General features: G+C 71.7%; 18 protein-coding genes. 11 read left to right on the top strand and 7 right to left on the bottom strand.

Annotated features, from left to right (window positions below):
- Positions 1 to 206 precede the first annotated feature (206 nt).
- A complete protein-coding gene (locus tag HW130_RS30030; RefSeq protein WP_177152912.1) occupies positions 207 to 623 on the bottom strand; it encodes a Fur family transcriptional regulator in 417 nt (138 codons plus the stop codon).
- A gap of 131 nt (positions 624 to 754) precedes the next feature.
- On the opposite strand from HW130_RS30030, the gene HW130_RS30035 reads away from it, so the two are divergent.
- Positions 755 to 2233 carry a catalase gene (locus HW130_RS30035; protein WP_177152913.1) on the top strand — a complete coding sequence of 493 codons (1479 nt, stop codon included), beginning with the start codon at positions 755 to 757 and terminating at the stop codon, positions 2231 to 2233.
- Positions 2234 to 2335: 102 nt separating this feature from the next.
- On the opposite strand, the gene HW130_RS30040 is transcribed toward HW130_RS30035, so the two are convergent.
- Positions 2336 to 2734, bottom strand: a complete 399-nt coding sequence (locus HW130_RS30040) for a cyclic nucleotide-binding/CBS domain-containing protein (RefSeq protein WP_177152914.1) — start codon at positions 2732 to 2734, stop codon at positions 2336 to 2338.
- Positions 2735 to 2902: 168 nt separating this feature from the next.
- Positions 2903 to 3712, bottom strand: a complete 810-nt coding sequence (gene hisN / locus HW130_RS30045; protein ID WP_177152915.1) for a histidinol-phosphatase — start codon at positions 3710 to 3712, stop codon at positions 2903 to 2905.
- Positions 3713 to 3848: 136 nt separating this feature from the next.
- Between hisN and HW130_RS30050 the strand changes: the two genes are divergently transcribed.
- Positions 3849 to 4505, top strand: coding sequence for a TetR/AcrR family transcriptional regulator (locus HW130_RS30050; protein WP_177152916.1), 657 nt, complete (start codon positions 3849 to 3851; stop codon positions 4503 to 4505).
- On the opposite strand, the gene HW130_RS30055 is transcribed toward HW130_RS30050, so the two are convergent.
- The 4 genes from HW130_RS30055 to HW130_RS30070 all read right to left on the bottom strand — a co-directional run bounded on the left by HW130_RS30055 (position 4471) and on the right by HW130_RS30070 (position 8041).
- Complete coding sequence (locus tag HW130_RS30055) at positions 4471 to 4794, bottom strand: multidrug efflux SMR transporter (protein WP_177152917.1); 324 nt, start codon at positions 4792 to 4794, stop codon at positions 4471 to 4473. The genes HW130_RS30050 and HW130_RS30055 overlap by 35 nt on opposite strands.
- A gap of 110 nt (positions 4795 to 4904) precedes the next feature.
- Positions 4905 to 5918, bottom strand: a complete 1014-nt coding sequence (gene rsgA, locus HW130_RS30060) for a ribosome small subunit-dependent GTPase A (protein WP_177152918.1) — start codon at positions 5916 to 5918, stop codon at positions 4905 to 4907.
- A gap of 4 nt (positions 5919 to 5922) precedes the next feature.
- Positions 5923 to 7260: a 3-phosphoshikimate 1-carboxyvinyltransferase gene (aroA, locus tag HW130_RS30065; protein WP_177152919.1), complete on the bottom strand. Its 1338-nt coding sequence runs from the start codon at positions 7258 to 7260 to the stop codon at positions 5923 to 5925.
- Between the two features lie 40 nt (positions 7261 to 7300).
- Entirely contained in the window at positions 7301 to 8041 is a 741-nt protein-coding gene (locus tag HW130_RS30070) for a M50 family metallopeptidase (RefSeq protein ID WP_177152920.1), read from the bottom strand.
- 50 nt (positions 8042 to 8091) lie between these two features.
- Between HW130_RS30070 and HW130_RS30075 the strand changes: the two genes are divergently transcribed.
- The 9 genes from HW130_RS30075 to HW130_RS30115 all read left to right on the top strand — a co-directional run bounded on the left by HW130_RS30075 (position 8092) and on the right by HW130_RS30115 (position 16294).
- Entirely contained in the window at positions 8092 to 8907 is an 816-nt protein-coding gene (locus HW130_RS30075; RefSeq protein WP_177152921.1) for an SOS response-associated peptidase, read from the top strand.
- A gap of 36 nt (positions 8908 to 8943) precedes the next feature.
- Complete coding sequence (locus HW130_RS30080; RefSeq protein WP_177152922.1) at positions 8944 to 9579, top strand: alpha/beta family hydrolase; 636 nt, start codon at positions 8944 to 8946, stop codon at positions 9577 to 9579.
- A 247-nt stretch (positions 9580 to 9826) separates the two neighbouring features.
- Complete coding sequence (locus HW130_RS30085) at positions 9827 to 10492, top strand: sigma-70 family RNA polymerase sigma factor (protein WP_177152923.1); 666 nt, start codon at positions 9827 to 9829, stop codon at positions 10490 to 10492.
- The gene (gene rsrA / locus HW130_RS30090; protein ID WP_177152924.1) at positions 10489 to 10785 is read left to right on the top strand and encodes a mycothiol system anti-sigma-R factor; all 297 of its coding nucleotides are present in this window, start codon (positions 10489 to 10491) and stop codon (positions 10783 to 10785) included. The genes HW130_RS30085 and rsrA overlap by 4 nt, the downstream gene beginning before the upstream one ends.
- Before the next feature lie 162 nt (positions 10786 to 10947).
- The gene (locus HW130_RS30095) at positions 10948 to 12285 is read left to right on the top strand and encodes an HD-GYP domain-containing protein (RefSeq protein WP_309140628.1); all 1338 of its coding nucleotides are present in this window, start codon (positions 10948 to 10950) and stop codon (positions 12283 to 12285) included.
- On the top strand, positions 12282 to 13574 hold the full coding sequence (locus HW130_RS30100) for an HD-GYP domain-containing protein (RefSeq protein WP_177152926.1): 1293 nt from the start codon (positions 12282 to 12284) through the stop codon (positions 13572 to 13574). The genes HW130_RS30095 and HW130_RS30100 overlap by 4 nt, the downstream gene beginning before the upstream one ends.
- Positions 13575 to 13691: 117 nt before the next feature.
- Complete coding sequence (locus HW130_RS30105; RefSeq protein WP_177152927.1) at positions 13692 to 14672, top strand: hypothetical protein; 981 nt, start codon at positions 13692 to 13694, stop codon at positions 14670 to 14672.
- Positions 14673 to 14753: 81 nt separating this feature from the next.
- On the top strand, positions 14754 to 15386 hold the full coding sequence (def, locus tag HW130_RS30110) for a peptide deformylase (protein ID WP_177152928.1): 633 nt from the start codon (positions 14754 to 14756) through the stop codon (positions 15384 to 15386).
- Positions 15387 to 15556: 170 nt separating this feature from the next.
- The gene (locus tag HW130_RS30115) at positions 15557 to 16294 is read left to right on the top strand and encodes a D-Ala-D-Ala carboxypeptidase family metallohydrolase (protein ID WP_177152929.1); all 738 of its coding nucleotides are present in this window, start codon (positions 15557 to 15559) and stop codon (positions 16292 to 16294) included.
- The last annotated feature ends 7 nt before the right edge of the window (positions 16295 to 16301 follow it).

A 16301-nucleotide genomic window follows, 5' to 3' on the forward strand; every position in this document is an offset into this window, starting at 1 on the left:
GGTTCAAATCCTGTCCCCGCTACTGAAACGAAGGCCCGGATCCTTGAGATCCGGGCCTTCGGTCATGTCCGGCCGCATGTCGGGCCGGTCGACAGTCTCACCGGACCGCCGATCACCCGGGATCCGACCTGGTGACCGGCCCGGCCCGAGACCTGACGAAGAAGGGCCCCGACGTTTCCGTCGGGGCCCTTCTCAGTGGTTTCGTGCTATGCGGCAGCGCAGTTCGGGCAGGTGCCGCGGTAGGTCACCTCGACGTCCGAGATCGTGAAGCCGAAGCGCTCCGAGTCGGGGAGGTCGGCCAGGGGGTTGCCCGACGGGTGGACGTCACGGATCGCGCCGCACCGGGCGCACACCAGGTGCTGGTGGGGCCGGTGGGCATTGGGGTCGTAGCGCTTGGCACGGCGGTCGGTCGACACCTCGAGCACCTCGCCGAGGCTGACCAGCTCACCCAACGTGTTGTAGACGGTGGCCCGGGAGATCTCGGGCAGGCGCTCCACCGCGCGCGCGTGGACCTCGTCGGCCGTCAGGTGGACATGGTCGCCGTCGAGGACCTCGGCCACGACGCGCCGCTGGGCGGTCATGCGCCAGCCGCGGCCGCGGAGTCGTTCCAACAGGTCACTCATGGGGCCAGCCTAACAGTGAAGGGACCCAGGTCCCGAACGGGTGTGACTTTGGACGTTCACTTGACTTAGACAAAGTCCATCGTAGGATCGAGACCAGCGCACGCCAAGGGCAGGCAGTGCTGATTCGATCAATGGGCAGAACGACGCAGGAGGCGCACGTGACGCAGGGACCGCTCACCACGGAGGCCGGGGCACCGGTCGCCGACAACCAGAACAGCGAGACGGCGGGTGTCGGCGGTCCCGTTCTGGTCCAGGACCAGCTGCTGCTGGAGAAGCTCGCGCACTTCAACCGTGAGCGCATCCCGGAGCGAGTGGTCCACGCCCGCGGCGCCGGCGCGTACGGCACCTTCACGCTCACCCGTGACGTCTCGCAGTGGACGCGCGCGAAGTTCCTGTCCGAGGTCGGCAAGCAGACGGAGACGTTCCTGCGCTTCTCGACCGTCGCGGGCAACCTGGGCGCGGCGGACGCGGTCCGAGACCCGCGCGGCTGGGCGCTCAAGTTCTACACCGAGGAGGGCAACTACGACCTCGTCGGCAACAACACCCCGGTGTTCTTCATCAAGGACGCCATCAAGTTCCCCGACTTCATCCACACCCAGAAGCGCGACCCGTACACGGGCAGCCAGGAGGCGGACAACGTCTGGGACTTCTGGGGCCTGTCGCCCGAGTCCACCCACCAGGTGACCTGGCTGTTCGGTGACCGCGGCATCCCCGCCTCGTACCGCCACATGAACGGCTACGGCTCCCACACCTACCAGTGGAACAACGAGGCCGGCGAGGTCTTCTGGGTCAAGTACCACTTCAAGACCGACCAGGGCATCAAGAACCTCACCCAGGACGAGGCCAACAGGCTCGCCGGTGAGGACCCGGACTCCCACCAGCGCGACCTGCGCGAGGCCATCGAGCGCGGTGACTTCCCGACCTGGACCGTGCAGGTGCAGATCATGCCGGCGGCCGAGGCGGCGACCTACCGCTTCAACCCGTTCGACCTCACCAAGGTGTGGCCGCACGAGGACTACCCGCCGATCGAGATCGGCAAGCTGGAGCTCAACCGCAACCCGGAGAACATCTTCGCCGAGGTCGAGCAGTCCGTCTTCAGCCCCGCCCACTTCGTGCCGGGCATCGGTCCCTCGCCGGACAAGATGCTCCAGGGCCGCCTGTTCGCGTACGGCGACGCCCACCGCTACCGCGTCGGCATCAACGCCGACCACCTGCCGGTGAACCGCCCGCACGCCACCGAGGCGCGCACGAACAGCCGTGACGGCTTCCTGTACGACGGCCGTCACAAGGGCGCGAAGAACTACGAGCCCAACAGCTTCGGCGGCCCGCACCAGATCGACCGCCCGCTGTGGCAGCCGGTCCCGGTGGCCGGTGCGACCGGCGACCACCCGGCGCCCGTCCACGCCGAGGACAACGACTTCGTGCAGGCGGGCAACCTCTACCGCCTGATGTCCGAGGACGAGAAGGGCCGTCTGATCGACAACCTCGCCGGCTTCATCGCCAAGGTGTCGCGCGACGACATCGCCGAGCGCGCGATCAACAACTTCCGCCAGGCGGACGGCGACTTCGGCAAGCGGCTCGACGCCGCGGTCCAGGCCCTGCGCGGCTGACCCGTTTGTCGTGGCCCGGAGGGCCGGATCCCCGGACGGGGATCCGGCCCTTTCGGTGTCTGCGTGCGGATGCGCCCGTTCGCTCGTGCGGGTGAACTCCGGTCAGCTCGCGACCGATCCCGCGTGCCGCCTGGCCGGAGCCCAGCAGCGGATGATGTCGCGGACGGAGACGATGCCCACCGGGCCGCCGTCGTCCGTCACGATCAGATGGCGGAAGCCGCCGTGCGCCATCGCCCCGGCCGCCTCCTCCAGGGTCCAGGAAGGTGCGGCGAACACGACGTCGGTGGTGGTGTGGGTTCCGGCGGTCTCCAGGTCGGGGTTCTGACCCGAGCCGACCGAGTTCAGGATGTCGCGCTCGGTGAGGATCCCGAGGCCGAGGTCGCCGTCGAGGACGACCGCCGCGCCGACACGTCGTGCGGCCATCAGACTGGCCGCCTGGCGGAGTGTGTGTGCAGGTCCGATGGTGAGGACCACCGTGCTCATGGCGTCACGAACGAGCATGGACGGAGCCACCTCCTTGGTGTACCGGTCGCTAGAGAACCGATTCACAAGTTCACAAGCGGGGGGACTCTCAGAGTCGCAGGCCCCCACCCGGGCAGCAAGGGGGCATGCGCGGCGTGTTGGGCCGCGCACGAAAGCCTCCGATGGCGCGGGCGTGCGCCGAGCGGGTCAGTAGCGCTGGTTCAGATAGCCCAGGAGTTCGCGGTGGAGCAGACCGTTCGACGCGGCGGCGTTGCCGCTGTGCGGGCCCGGAGTGCCGTCGAGGCCGGTGAACGACCCGCCCGCCTCCTGCACCACGATCGCGGGGGCCGCCATGTCCCACAGCGACAGCTCGGGCTCGGCGCAGACGTCCACGGCCCCCTCGGCGACCATCATGTACGACCAGAAATCGCCGTAGCCCCGGGTGCGCCAGCAGGCCCGCGTCAGGTCCAGGAACCCGTCGAGGCGCCCCTGCTCCTCCCAGCCGCTCAGCGAGGAGTACGCGAACGACGCGTCCTGCATCCGCTCCACCTTCGAGACCTGGAGCCGCGTCGCCGACGTCAGACTGCGGCCGGTGTACGCGCCCGCGCCCTTCGCCGCCCACCAACGGCGGCCCAGCGCCGGGGCGGACACCACGCCCACCACGGGCTGGAAGCCGGCGGCACCGTCGACTCCTGCCTCCATCAGCGAGATGAGCGTCGCCCACACCGGAACGCCGCGCACGTAGTTCTTGGTGCCGTCGATCGGGTCGACGACCCAGCGCCGCGGGCCCGTGCCCTCGATGCCGAACTCCTCGCCGAGGATCGCGTCGCGCGGCCGTGCCCGCTGGAGATGCCCGCGGATCAGCTCCTCGGCTGCCTTGTCGGCCTCGCTCACCGGCGTCATGTCCGGCTTGGTCTCGACCTTGAGGTCCAGTGCCTTGAACCGCTCCATCGTCGTGGCATCGGCGGCGTCCGCGAGGACATGGGCGAGGCGCAGATCATCGTGGTAGTCCGGCATGGTCGCCACTCTATCGGTGCAGGAACGGGGTGTTCCCGGTGGCCGGGGCGGCTGCCGAGCACGCTGCCGTGTCCCTTGACAGCCCCGGTCGGCCCGTCAACCCTGTGCCCACACATGCCCGCTCGGGGAGGCGACGATGCCCGCAGCTCGAGAGTCCCTGCTGAACGCCGCGCTCGTGGCGCTCGGCGACCTTCCCTGGTCCCGGGTGCGGATGGCCGATGTCGCCGGAGCCGCGGGTGTCTCCCGCCAGACGCTCTACAACGAGTTCGGCAGCAAGGACGGCCTCGCCCGCGCTCTGGTGCGGCGCGAGGCCGACCGCTACCTGCGCGGCGTGGAACGGCTGCTGGCCCAGCGGACCGAACCCTGCGAACGGCTCGTCTCCCTCGCCGAGTGGACCGTCAAAGAGGCCCGCACCCGGCCGCTGCTGCGCGCCCTGCTCACCGGCTGCTGGGGCGAGAGGCTGCCCGTCCCGCGCCCGGTGCGCGAGGGCGCGACCCTGCCCGGCGTGCCGGCCCAGCGCCGCGCGGACGCCGGGCTTCCCGCACCGGCCGAGCTGCTCGCGGCCGTACGGGACCGGTCGCGTACCGCGGTCAGGCAGGCGCGGCGGTCGCGGGAGGGGCGCGCCACCGACGACCCGGCGGATCTGCCGCAGCGCTGCGAACTCGCCGTACGCCTCGCGCTGTCCTATGTGATCGCGCCCGTGGGAGAGGGCGTCGCCCAGCTGGTGCGGGCCTGTGTCGGCGGGGTCGGGGGCGCGGTCAGTGCGTCGAGCCCGAGAGCTGCAGACCGATGACGCCGACGATCACCATCGTGATCGAGACGATCTTGAGGGTGGAGACCAGGTCGCCGAGGAAGAGCATGCCGTAGACGGCCGTGCCGGCCGCGCCGATCCCGGTCCACACCGCGTACGCGGGTCCGACGTCGAGCTTCTTCAGCGCGAGGGTCAGCAGGCCGAAACTGCCGAGGGCGAACGCCGCGAAGGCGATCGTCGGCCACAACCGGGTGAACCCGTGCGACAGCTTGAGGCAGACGGCGAAGCCCGTCTCCAGCAACCCGGCGACCACCACCAGCAGCCACGCCATCGGTCTTGCGCCTCCCGCGTCATTCGGTGACTGCTCGGTCCGGGACTGCTTGGTCCGACTTGGTGCGATTATGCACTTACCGAATGTCGCGGATCGCAAACGCGGACGACTCAGTCACCTTCGCGTCGCTCCCGCGTCGCCAGCAGGCGCCGCAGCGAGTACAGCCGGGCGGGATCCGCGTGGCCCTCGGCCACCCAGGCGTCCAGCGCGCAGTCCTGCTCGTCGTGCGAACAGGCCCGCGGGCAGCCTTCCGTACCGGGCTCCAGATCGGGGAAGGCGTTGATGACGCGGGACGGATCGACATGGTGCAGCCCGAAAGACCGCACGCCGGGCGTGTCGATCACCCAGCCACCCTTCTCGCCCGCGAGCGGCAGGGCGAGCGCCGACGTGGTCGTGTGCCGGCCCCGGCCCGTGACCGCGTTGACAAGCCCGGTGCTGCGCCGCCGCTCCTGCGGCACCAGCGCGTTCACCAGGGTCGTCTTTCCGACACCCGAGTGCCCGACGAACGCCGTCGTCCGGCCCACCAGGTACTCGCGGACGCGCTCCGCCGCGAGGCCGTCCACGAACTCCTCGCGTGTGGTGACCACATGGGGCACACCGAGCGCGCCGTACATCCCCAGCAGTTCGTCCGGCGGGGCGAGGTCCGACTTGGTCAGCACGAGCAGCGGCTCCAGACCGCCGTCGTACGCCGCGACCAGGCAGCGGTCGATCAGCCGGGGGCGAGGCTCGGGGTCGGCGAGCGCGGTCACGATCGCGAGCTGGTCCGCGTTGGCGACGACCACGCGCTCGAAGGGATCGTCGTCGTCGGCCGTACGCCGCAGCACCGAGCTGCGCTGCTCGATCCGTACGATCCGGGCCAGGGTGTCCTTGGCGCCCGACAGGTCTCCGACGATGCCGACCCGGTCGCCGACGACCGCCGCCTTGCGGCCCAGCTCACGGGCCTTCATCGCCATCACGACCCGGTCCTCGACCAGACACGTCAACCGGCCCCGGTCGACGGTGAGGACCATCCCCTCCGCCGCGTCCTCGTGCTTGGGCCGAATGCTGGTGCGCGGGCGGTTCCCCTTGCGGTTGGGGCGCGAGCGGATGTCGTCCTCGTCGGTGTTCTTGCCGTAGCGGCGCATGACCTCAGGCCCCGAGCATTTCGGACCACATCCGCGGGAAGTCGGGCAAGGTCTTGGCCGTGGTCGCCACGTTCTCGATCTGCACGTCCTTCACGGCGAGACCGATGATCGATCCGGCCGTCGCCATCCGGTGGTCGTCGTAGGTGTGGAACACGCCGCCGTGCAGCGGGCGCGGGCGGATGTGCAGGCCGTCCTCGGTCTCGGTGACATCGCCGCCGAGCTCGTTGATCTCCTTGGTGAGCGCGGCCAGCCGGTCCGTCTCGTGGAGCCGCAGGTGCGCCACACCGCGCAGCGTCGAGGGGGAGTCGGCCAACGCCGCCACCGCCGCGATGCCCGGCGTGAGCTCGCCGACCTCGCCCAGGTCCACGTCGATGCCGTGGATGCGGCCGCTGCCGGTGAACACCAGCGCCGTACCGTCCGGCGTCGTCGTCAGCTCGCAGGAGCCGCCCATCTGGGTGAAGATCTCGCGCAGCGCGTCACCGGGCTGGGTGGTGCGCTCGGGCCAGTCCGGGATCGTGACCCGGCCGCCGGTGACCAGCGCGGCCGCCAGGAACGGCTGGGCGTTGGACAGGTCCGGCTCGATCGTCAGGTCGCGGCCCAGCAGGGCGCTGTGCGAGACACGCCAGACGTCCGGCTCGCCGCCGGTCTCCGGCTCGTCGACCTGGGCGCCGACCGCGCGGAGCATGTCGACGGTCATCCGGATGTGCGGCATCGAGGGCAGCCGGCCGCCCACGTGGCGTACCTCGACGCCCTGGTTGAAACGCGGTGCCGAGAGCAGCAGCGCGGAGACGAACTGGGACGACGACGAGGCGTCGATCCGCACCGGACCGCCGTCCAGCGCACCGCCGCCGTGCACCGTCATGGGCAGCGCCCCGCGGTCGTCGTCGTCGATACGGGCGCCGAGGGTGCGCAGCGCACCGATCACGCCGCCGAGGGGGCGCTCGTAGGAACGCGGGTCGCCGTCGAAGCGGATCGGGCCGTCGGCGAGCGCGGCGACGGGCGGCAGGAACCGCATGACCGTGCCCGCGTTGCCGACGTCGACCGTGGCCGGGCCGTGCAGACCCGAGGGGATGACGCGCCACGCCTCGCCGGCGCCGCCCGTCGTGCTGGAGGAGACGGTCTCCTCGATGCCGACGCCCATCGCCTGGAGCGCGGCCGACATCAGGAGGGTGTCGCGGGAGCGCAGCGGGCGGCGCAGCCAGCCCGGCTCGGCGGCGAGGGCGGCCAGCACGAGCGCGCGGTTCGTGACCGATTTCGATCCGGGCACGGTGACGGTCGCTTCGACGGCTCCGGTCGCGTAGGGGGCGGGCCAGAGGGCGGGGTGCACGGTGCTGTCGGTCATGGCCATCACTTTAGTGGCTCGGCGCCCACCGCCTTCGAGGTCAGAGCCCGAGCAGCCACCGGCCTCCGCCGATCAGCGAACAGAAGGCCACCAGATGGAAGAACGCCAGCCACACGACGGGCGGCACATGGGTGAGCCGCCCGAGCTGGTCCGCGTCCGAGTCCGGCGCCCCTCCGTGGCGGCGCTTGGACTGCAGCTCGAACACCGGCCGCACGCCGCCGAGCAGCATGAACCACACGGCCGTGTAGGCGAAGAGGGACTGCACGCCGGGTTCTGTCAGCCAGGACACGAGGACGAACGCGGCGCCGGTCACGGTCACCGTGAGGGCGCCGTACGCGTTGCGGACCATGACCAGCAGCGCCAGCAGCAGCGCCGTGGCCACCCACAGCAGCAGCGTGATGTGGTGCGCGGCCAGCAGCCAGGCGCCGCCGAGGCCGAGCAGCGGGGTGGCGGTGTATCCGGCGGCCGCGGTCAGGACCATGCCGAGCCCGGTGGGTTTACCGCGGCTGACGGTGAGGCCGCTGGTGTCCGAGTGCAGCCTGATGCCCTGGAGCGAGCGGCCGGTGACGAGGGCGATCAGGCCGTGGCCCCCCTCGTGCGCGATGGTGACCGCGTTGCGGGTCACCCGCCACAGGGCGGTCGGTATGACGGCGGCGAGGGCTACGAGGCCGGTGACGACGACGAGCCAGGGCTCGGGGGCGTCCTGGGTGCCGGTGAGCCGTTCCCACAGGTTCTGCGCGGAGGCCCCGGCGAGGAGCGTGGCGGTGTGTGTCGTGAGCATTTCGCGGGCGGCTCCCTCGGACGGCGTACGGAAGTGGCAGTGTGGCACCTATGTGCGGACGGTATGCGGCAAGTCGTAGGCCCGAGGATCTGGTCGGGGTGTTCCGGGTCGAGAAGTGGGAGCCGGAGGAGACCCTGGCCCCCGACTGGAACGTGGCCCCGACCAAGGAGGTCTACGCGATTCTCGAGCGTCCTGTGAAGGACGCGGCGGACAAGCGTCCGGTTCGGCAGATGCGGACGCTGAAGTGGGGCCTCGTGCCGTCGTTCGCCAAGACGCCCGAGGGCGCGGCCCGGATGATCAACGCGCGCGCCGAGACGGTGCACGAGAAGCCGTCGTTCCGCAGGCCCTTCCTGACCCGCCGCTGCATCCTGCCGGCCGACGGCTATTACGAGTGGGTGACCGGGACCGGGGAGCGGGAGCTGGAGGTCGAGGGGAAGAAGAAGCGCCCGCGGAAGCAGCCGTATTTCGTCACCCCCGCGGACGGCTCGGTGTTCGCGATGGCGGGCCTGTACGAGTTCTGGCGCGACCGCACGCTTCCGGACGGTCATCCCCAGGCCTGGTGGGTTACCTGCTCGGTGATCACCACGGATGCGGAGAAGGGGCCGCTCGGCGTGGCGCCGGCCGAGGGGCCGCGGTCACTGTCCGACATCCACCCCCGGATGCCCCTGATGCTCGTGCCCGACCGCTGGGACGCCTGGCTCGACCCGTCGACGACCGACCCCGACGAGGTCCGTTCCCTGCTCGCGCCGCCGCCGGAGGGACTGATGAGGGCGTACCCGGTCACGACGGCGGTCAGCAACGTGCGCAACAACGGGCCGGAACTGCTGGAGGAACTCGCGGGCCCCGAGGAGCCGGTGCTGTTCTGACGCCGCCCTCGGCGTGCTCCGCGTCACAATGGCCGCATGGAGCGGAAAGAGATCGTCGAGGTCTCCGGCGGTGACGCCCGGATCACCTGGTTCCCCGCGAGGCGGGCGCGCCTCGTGCTGGCACTCGGGCACGGCGCCGGGGGCGGGATCGAGGCGCGCGACCTGAAGGCGATCGCCGGTGCCCTGCCCGCGCACGGCGTCACCGTCGCCCTCGTCGAGCAGCCCTGGCGCGTCGCGGGCAAGAAGGTCGCCCCCGCGCCGAAGACGCTCGACACCGGATGGCGCGGTGTGTGGCCCGCCCTGGCGAAGGCGGGGCCGCCCGTCGTCGCCGGCGGCCGCAGCGCCGGGGCGCGCGTCGCCTGCCGCACGGCCGTCGAGCTCGGCGCCGCCGGCGTGCTCGCGCTGAGCTTCCCGCTGCATCCGCCCGGCCGCCCCGAGAAGTCCCGCGCGGACGAACTGCTGGGCGCGGGCGTGCCCGCCCTCGTCGTGCAGGGCGGGAGCGACCCCTTCGGCAGGCCCGAGGAGTTCCCCGACGGGCCCTACGAACTCGTCGAAGTGCCGCTCGGGGATCACGGGTTCGCCGTGCCCAGGAAGGCCGGGATCCCGGAGGCCGAGACCCTCGGAACGATCACCGATGCTGTGACCCGTTGGACAGCCGCGCTCCGGGAATGAGACACGGGTGCGCACTGTTGTGGCGGATGTCAGTACAGAGCATGAGTAGGGAGTCCACCGCATGGGTACGACCTTCTGCCCGACAGCCGAGCGCTCCACCGGGCTGGAGTGGACGGTGCTCTCGCAGGGCAAGAGCGGGCCGGTTCCGGCGGTGGGCGGTGGGAATCGGCAGGCCCCGTCGCAGCATGGTCGACTATTCTCCGATTCGAGCGGGTCCGCTCTGGGGTCCGTCACAGCGTTGGAGGAGGTGGGTGCGGTCACTGGGACCGACGCAGGGACCGACGACGGCCGGGCGGAGCAGTCCGAGGAGACGGCCGCCGAGCGCAATGCCCGTTTCGAGCGGGACGCCCTCGGCTACCTCGACCAGATGTACTCGGCCGCGCTGCGCATGACGCGCAACCCCGCCGATGCCGAAGACCTCGTACAGGAGACGTACGCCAAGGCGTACGGCTCGTTCCACCAGTTCCGCGAGGGCACCAACCTCAAGGCGTGGATGTACCGGATCCTCACGAACACCTTTATCAACTCCTACCGCAAGAAGCAGCGCGAGCCCCAGCGCAGCGCAGCGGAGGAGATCGAGGACTGGCAGCTCGCGCGCGCCGAGTCGCACATGTCGACGGGGCTGCGTTCCGCGGAGTCGCAGGCCCTCGACCATCTGCCGGATTCGGACGTCAAGGAAGCTCTTCAGGCGATCCCCGAGGAGTTCCGGATCGCGGTCTATCTCGCCGACGTAGAGGGCTTTGCGTACAAGGAGATCGCGGACATCATGGGAACACCCATCGGTACGGTGATGTCCCGCCTGCACCGGGGCCGCCGTCAGTTGCGCGGCATGCTCGAGGACTACGCCCGCGAGCGGGGGCTCGTCCCGGCCGGTGCGGGGGAGTCGAACGACGCGAAAGGCTCGGGCTCATGAGCTGCGGAGAGCCGCACGAGACGGACTGCTCTGAAGTCCTGGACCATCTCTACGAGTTCCTCGATCACGAGATGCCCGACAGTGACTGCACCAAGTTCGAGGTGCACTTCGAGGAGTGCTCCCCGTGCCTGGAGAAGTACGGTCTGGAGCAGGCGGTGAAGAAGCTGGTCAAGCGGTGCTGCGGGCATGACGACGTGCCCAGCGACCTGCGGGCCAAGGTCATGGGCCGTATCGACCTGATCCGTTCGGGCCAGGCCGTTCCCGACCAGGACGTGGCGACGGCACAGGAGTAGCTCCGCCGCAGACATACGCAGGACCCTGAGGCGCGTCACGACTCGTGGCGCGCCTCACGTGATGCCGTGATGTTCACCCGTACGTGCGAACGGGTCCCGTACGGCCGCCCCTCACCCCTCATCTCGCTAGCGTGTGCGCTGGATCGAGGAGGGGGCGGGGCAGTGACGGCCATACCGAAGGCGGCACACGCCTTCATCGCGGGTGCCGTCCTCGGCGCCGCGGTCTGTGCGGCCCCGGCCGTGACGGCCGCCGATGTGCCCTGGACCGCGGTCGCGCTGCTCGCCGGGCTCTACGCGCTGTGCGAGATGCCCGCCCGCTTCCGTCCCGGCCACTCGCCGCTGGTCGGGGCCTGTCCGTTCTTCCCCGTGCTGCTGGCGGCCGCCTTCCTGCTGCCGGCCGCGGCCGCCGCGCTCGTCCCCGTCCCGGGCGCCCTCGTCGGCCGGGCCGGCCGGCCCGCGCCGGGGGCCCGCCGCGTCTGGCGCGCCGCTCAGCTGGCGCTGTCGACCTGGGCCGCGGCGCGGGCGTACCGCCTCGCCGGCGGCGAACGCGGCCTGACCGCCCCCGACTTCCCTCCCGTCCTGGTGCACGCGCTCGCCGGAGCGCTCGCCTTCTGCCTGGTGCTCTCCGTCCTCGACGGCGCCATCCGCGCGGCGGCCGAGCACCTGCCACTGCGCCGGGCCGGGCGGGCGCTGCTGTCCGTGTCACCCGCCCCGTACTGCGTGCACGGCCTCGCCGGGCTGATGACGGCCGTCCTGTGGCGCAGCCCCTACGGGCCGGTGTCCGCGCTGTTCGTCCTGCTGCCCATGTACGTCTCCAGCTGGATGTACGCCCAGTACCACCGCGAGCGGGCGGCCCACCAGGCGACCATCCGCGCGCTCGTCCAGGCCGTCGACCTCAAGGACCGCTACACCCGCGGTCACAGCGAGCGGGTCGGCCGGGCCTCCGTACTGATCGCGCGCGAGCTGCGCATGGCGGACGAGCGGCTGGAACTGCTCCGGTTCGCCGGGATCCTGCACGACGTGGGCAAGCTCGGGGTGCCCACGCGCGTCCTGCGCAAGGACGGGCCGCTGACGCCCGAGGAGCGGCGCGTGATCGAGCTGCATCCGGAGTACGGGCACGAGATGGTGCGCGGCATCGGCTTCCTGGGCGAGGCGCGGGCGGCGATCCTGCACCACCACGAGCGGCTGGACGGCAGCGGCTACCCGTACGGGCTCGCGGGTGAGCAGATCCCCGAGTTCGCGCGGGTGGTGGCGGTCGCGGACGCGTTCGACGCGATGACCTCGACCCGCTCCTACCGGCGGGCCCGCCCGGTGTCAGTGGCGCTCGAGGAGTTGGAGCGCTGCGCGGGGACGCAGTTCGACCCGCGGATGGTGGCCGCGCTGGTGCGGGCGCTGGAACGCGAGGGCTGGGAGACGGCCGTCACCTCGGACGAGGCGGCACCGGTGGGTCCGCCGCGGCAGGAGGCGCCGAGCGGGCCGCACCGGGTGCGGCCCGGATGACGGCGGCCCTGCCGGACCGGGCCGCTGTCGCCGTGTACGCGGCCGCCGCCTGTCTCGCCGCCGCAGCCCTCGGCGGGGTCGCCTGGAACGGCCTGGCAGAGCCCGCGAACGCGCTCGGCTTCGGAATCTTCATCGCTGTGGGGGAGCTCGCGCGCTGGGTGGACGTGCCGGGGAGGGGAGCGCCGCCTGCACCGGAGGGGGCGTGGGGCAGGGAGCCGGCCCCGCTCGCGGCCGCCGGCGCCCTCGCGTACGCCCTCCTCGGCGAGTGCGCCGGCCGGTCGACGGTCCACGGCCCCCTCCAGGTCGTCGCCGTCGTCGTCGCGGGCACGCTCGCCGGGGCCGTGCCGCACGTCGCACGCGGACGCGGACCCGGGCCGGACCATGTGGCCCGGCGGGTGCTGACCGTCGGGTTCGCCGCGGTGTGCTTCCAGCCGCTGTACAACTCCGGCGCGTTGGAGCACCGCATCGGACACGGTCCCTTCTACGCCCTCTTCCTGCTGGTGCTCCTCGTGCTCACCCTCCTGTGCGACGCGGTGCTGTCGGCCCTCCTGGCGGCCCGTCCCGGGTACCCGTACGGGCCGATGCTGCGCGACGAGCTGCGCGCGCTGCCCGGCATAGGGTCCGCCGTGTGCGCGACCGGTGCCGTGATGGCCCTCGCGGTCGCGGTCGCGGGCCTGTGGGCGCTGCCCGTCTTCTGCGTGCCGCTGCTGCTGACCCAGTTGTCGTTCCGCCGGTACGCCGCGGTCCGCACGACCTACCGCCAGACCATCGCCTCCCTCGCCCGTGCCACCGAGATCGCCGGCTACACCCCGCCCGGCCACGCCCGGCGGGTCGCCGCGCTCAGCACGGCCGTGGGCCGGGAGATGCGGCTGTCGGGCCCCGAGCTGACGGTGCTGGAGTACGCGGCCCTGATGCACGACATCGGCCAGCTGTCCCTGGTCGACCCCGTCCCCGACGGGGCCACCGCCGTGCTCCCGGCTGCCGAACAGCGCCGTATCGCGCTGCTCGGCGGTGCGGTCGTGCGCCGGACCGGGGTGCCGACCGCCGTCGCGGCCGTGGTGGAGCAGCAGGCCGATCCCTACCGGGAGCAGTCCCTGCCCGCGCGGATAGTCCGCACCGTGAACGCGTACGAGGACCTGGCACAGGGAAGCGGAGGAAGTGCGGGCGGAGCGCTCGCGGCACTGGAGCGGCTGCGCCTCGGCACGGGCCACGACTACGAGCCCGAGGTCGTGGAATCCCTTGCCAGAGTCCTTGCCCGAGGCGGTCTCGGCCCGGTCCCACCTGGGTAACCCATGGGTAATGAGCGAGCCTGCGACCGGGCATGGTTGGATGCGAAAGAAGGCACAGAAGCGGGCACTCAGGCATGCGTCCGGGACAGACACCCGAGCGACCGGCAGGCGGGAATCGTGAGGATCTTCGGGAAGGTACGGCATCGGCCGTCCGCCTCGTGGCGGCAGGCCACCGACCGCGCGTTCACGCTGATCGGCGACGGCCGGTACGAGGACGCGGGGGCGTTGCTGACCAGGGCGGCGGATCTCGAGCCCTGGCTCTCGGAGTCCTGGTTCAACCTGGCGCTGCTGCACAAGTTCCGGCACGACTGGGAGCAGGCGCGGGCCGCGGGGCTGCGGGCCGTCGCCCTGCTGGACAAGGAGACCGGCGCCCCGGACTGGTGGAACGTCGGCATCGCCGCCACCGCCCTGCAGGACTGGCCCCTGGCCCGCCGCGCCTGGCAGGCGTACGGGCTGAAGGTGCCCGGAGCCGCCGCGCCGAACGGTGAGCCCGTCGGCATGGATCTCGGCAGCGCCGCCGTACGGCTGTCGCCCGAGGGCGAGGCCGAGGTGGTCTGGGGCCGCAGGCTCGACCCGGCCCGGATAGAAGTGCTCTCCATCCCGCTGCCCTCGTCCGGGCGGCGCTGGGGCGAGGTGGTCCTGCACGACGGTGTGCCGCACGGCGAGCGCACGACCAGCGCGGGGCCCTCCTACCCCGTCTTCGACGAGATCGAGCTGTGGGCGCCCTCGCCCGTGCCGACCTGGGTGGTGCTGCTGGAGGCGGCGACCGAGGCCGACCGGGACGCGCTGGAGAAGCTGGCGGCCGACGCGGGGTTCGCCGCCGAGGACTGGTCGTCCTCGGTGCGGCTGCTGTGCCGGGCCTGTTCGGAGGGCCGGATGCCGAGCGCCGAGGGCGAGGGCGAGCACCTGGACCCGCACGACCACAGCGAACCGGGCCACCCGGGCCCGCTGGGCCACCGCACGGCGGGCGACCTGTGGTCGCCGGAGCGCGAATGCGGAATCGCCGCGCCGGCCGGGCTCGTGCGCGGACTGCTGGACGGCTGGGTCGCGGACAGTCCGGACAGCCGGGAATGGCGGGATCTCGAGGAAGTCTGCTGACGCCTGCCCGTACGCTGTACGGACACGCAGGTGACCGGGCATCGGGCCGGGGACGGGTACTGAGAAGGGCGTACGGCTGACATGGCGTCGCAGCACGAGACGGACCAGCAGGTCGACGACGGTTTCGTCGTGGACACGGAGAACTGTGAGGAGCGCGAGCGCGCGTACCGCGAGCGCGGCACCTCCCGCCCGATCACGGTCGTGGGCAACCCCGTGCTGCACAAGGAGTGCAAGGACGTCACCGAGTTCGACGACAAGCTCGCCGCCCTCATCGACGACATGTTCGCCAGCCAGCGCACTGCGGAGGGCGTCGGCCTCGCCGCGAACCAGATCGGCGTGGACCTGAAGGTCTTCGTCTACGACTGCCCCGACGACGAGGGCGTGCGCCACGTCGGCGTCGTGTGCAACCCGGTGCTGGAGGAGCTTCCCCCGGAGCTGCGCAACCTCGACGACTCCAACGAGGGCTGCCTCTCCGTTCCGACGGCGTACGCCTCGCTGGCCCGCCCCGACTACGCGGTGGTGCGCGGGCAGGACGCCCAGGGCAACCCGATCCGGGTGCGCGGCACGGGCTACTTCGCCCGGTGCCTCCAGCACGAGACGGACCACCTGTACGGGTACCTCTACATCGACCGGCTCTCCAAGCGCGAGCGCAAGGACGCACTGCGGCAGATGGCGGAGGGCACCCCGCGCTACCCCGTCGTCGCCAACGACTGATCCGCACGACCCACGGCCGGCCCCGCTCCGTGCGAGCGGGGCCCTCGTGCGTCACCCGCCCGTCATTGGACCGACAAATGGCGGCAGCCCGGGGGCTGTTGACGCGCGTCGACCCTCCCGCCAGTCTCTGCTGTGGACCGCTCTCACGGCTCTCATCGCAGGGAGACTTCATGCTGAGACGTACAGCACGGCTTCTGCTGTCCATTGTCATGCTCATGGTTGCCGGGTTGGCGGGGGTCGTCGCCACCGCCGGCACCGCCCAGGCCGACGACTGCTACACCTGGTCGCGCACCCTCTCGCAGGGCGCGTCCGGCGCGGACGTCACCCAGCTCCAGATCAGGGTGGCGGGCTACCCCGGCTACGGCGGCGTCCTCGCCGTCGACGGCGACTACGGCCCGGCGACCACCGCCGCCGTCAAGCGCTTCCAGTCCGCCTACGGCCTCGCCGCCGACGGTGTCGCCGGACCCGCGACGTACAGCAAGATCTACGCGCTCCAGGACAGCGACTGCACCCCTGCCCACTTCAGCTACGCCGAACTCAACGACTGCAACTCCACCTGGTCCGGCGGCGCGGTGAGCGCCGCGACCGCCAAGTCCAACGCCCTGCGCACCATGTGGAAGCTGGAGGCCATGCGACACGCGCTCGGCGACCAGCCCATCACCGTGACCAGCGGCTTCCGGTCGTACGCCTGCAACGAGGCGGTCGGCGGCGCGTCGAGCAGCCGCCACCTCTACGGCGACGCCGCGGACCTGGGCGCGGGACCGCACTCCCTGTGCAAGCTGGCCCAGCAGGCCCGTTACCACGGCTTCAACGGCATCCTCGGCCCCGGCTACCCGGGCCACAACGACCACACGCACGTCGACCACCGCAGCAGCCGCTACTGGTCGGCACCCAGCTGCGGCATCTGACACCACC

This window comes from Streptomyces sp. PKU-EA00015 (assembly GCF_013387495.1).
Lineage (GTDB): Bacteria > Actinomycetota > Actinomycetes > Streptomycetales > Streptomycetaceae > Streptomyces.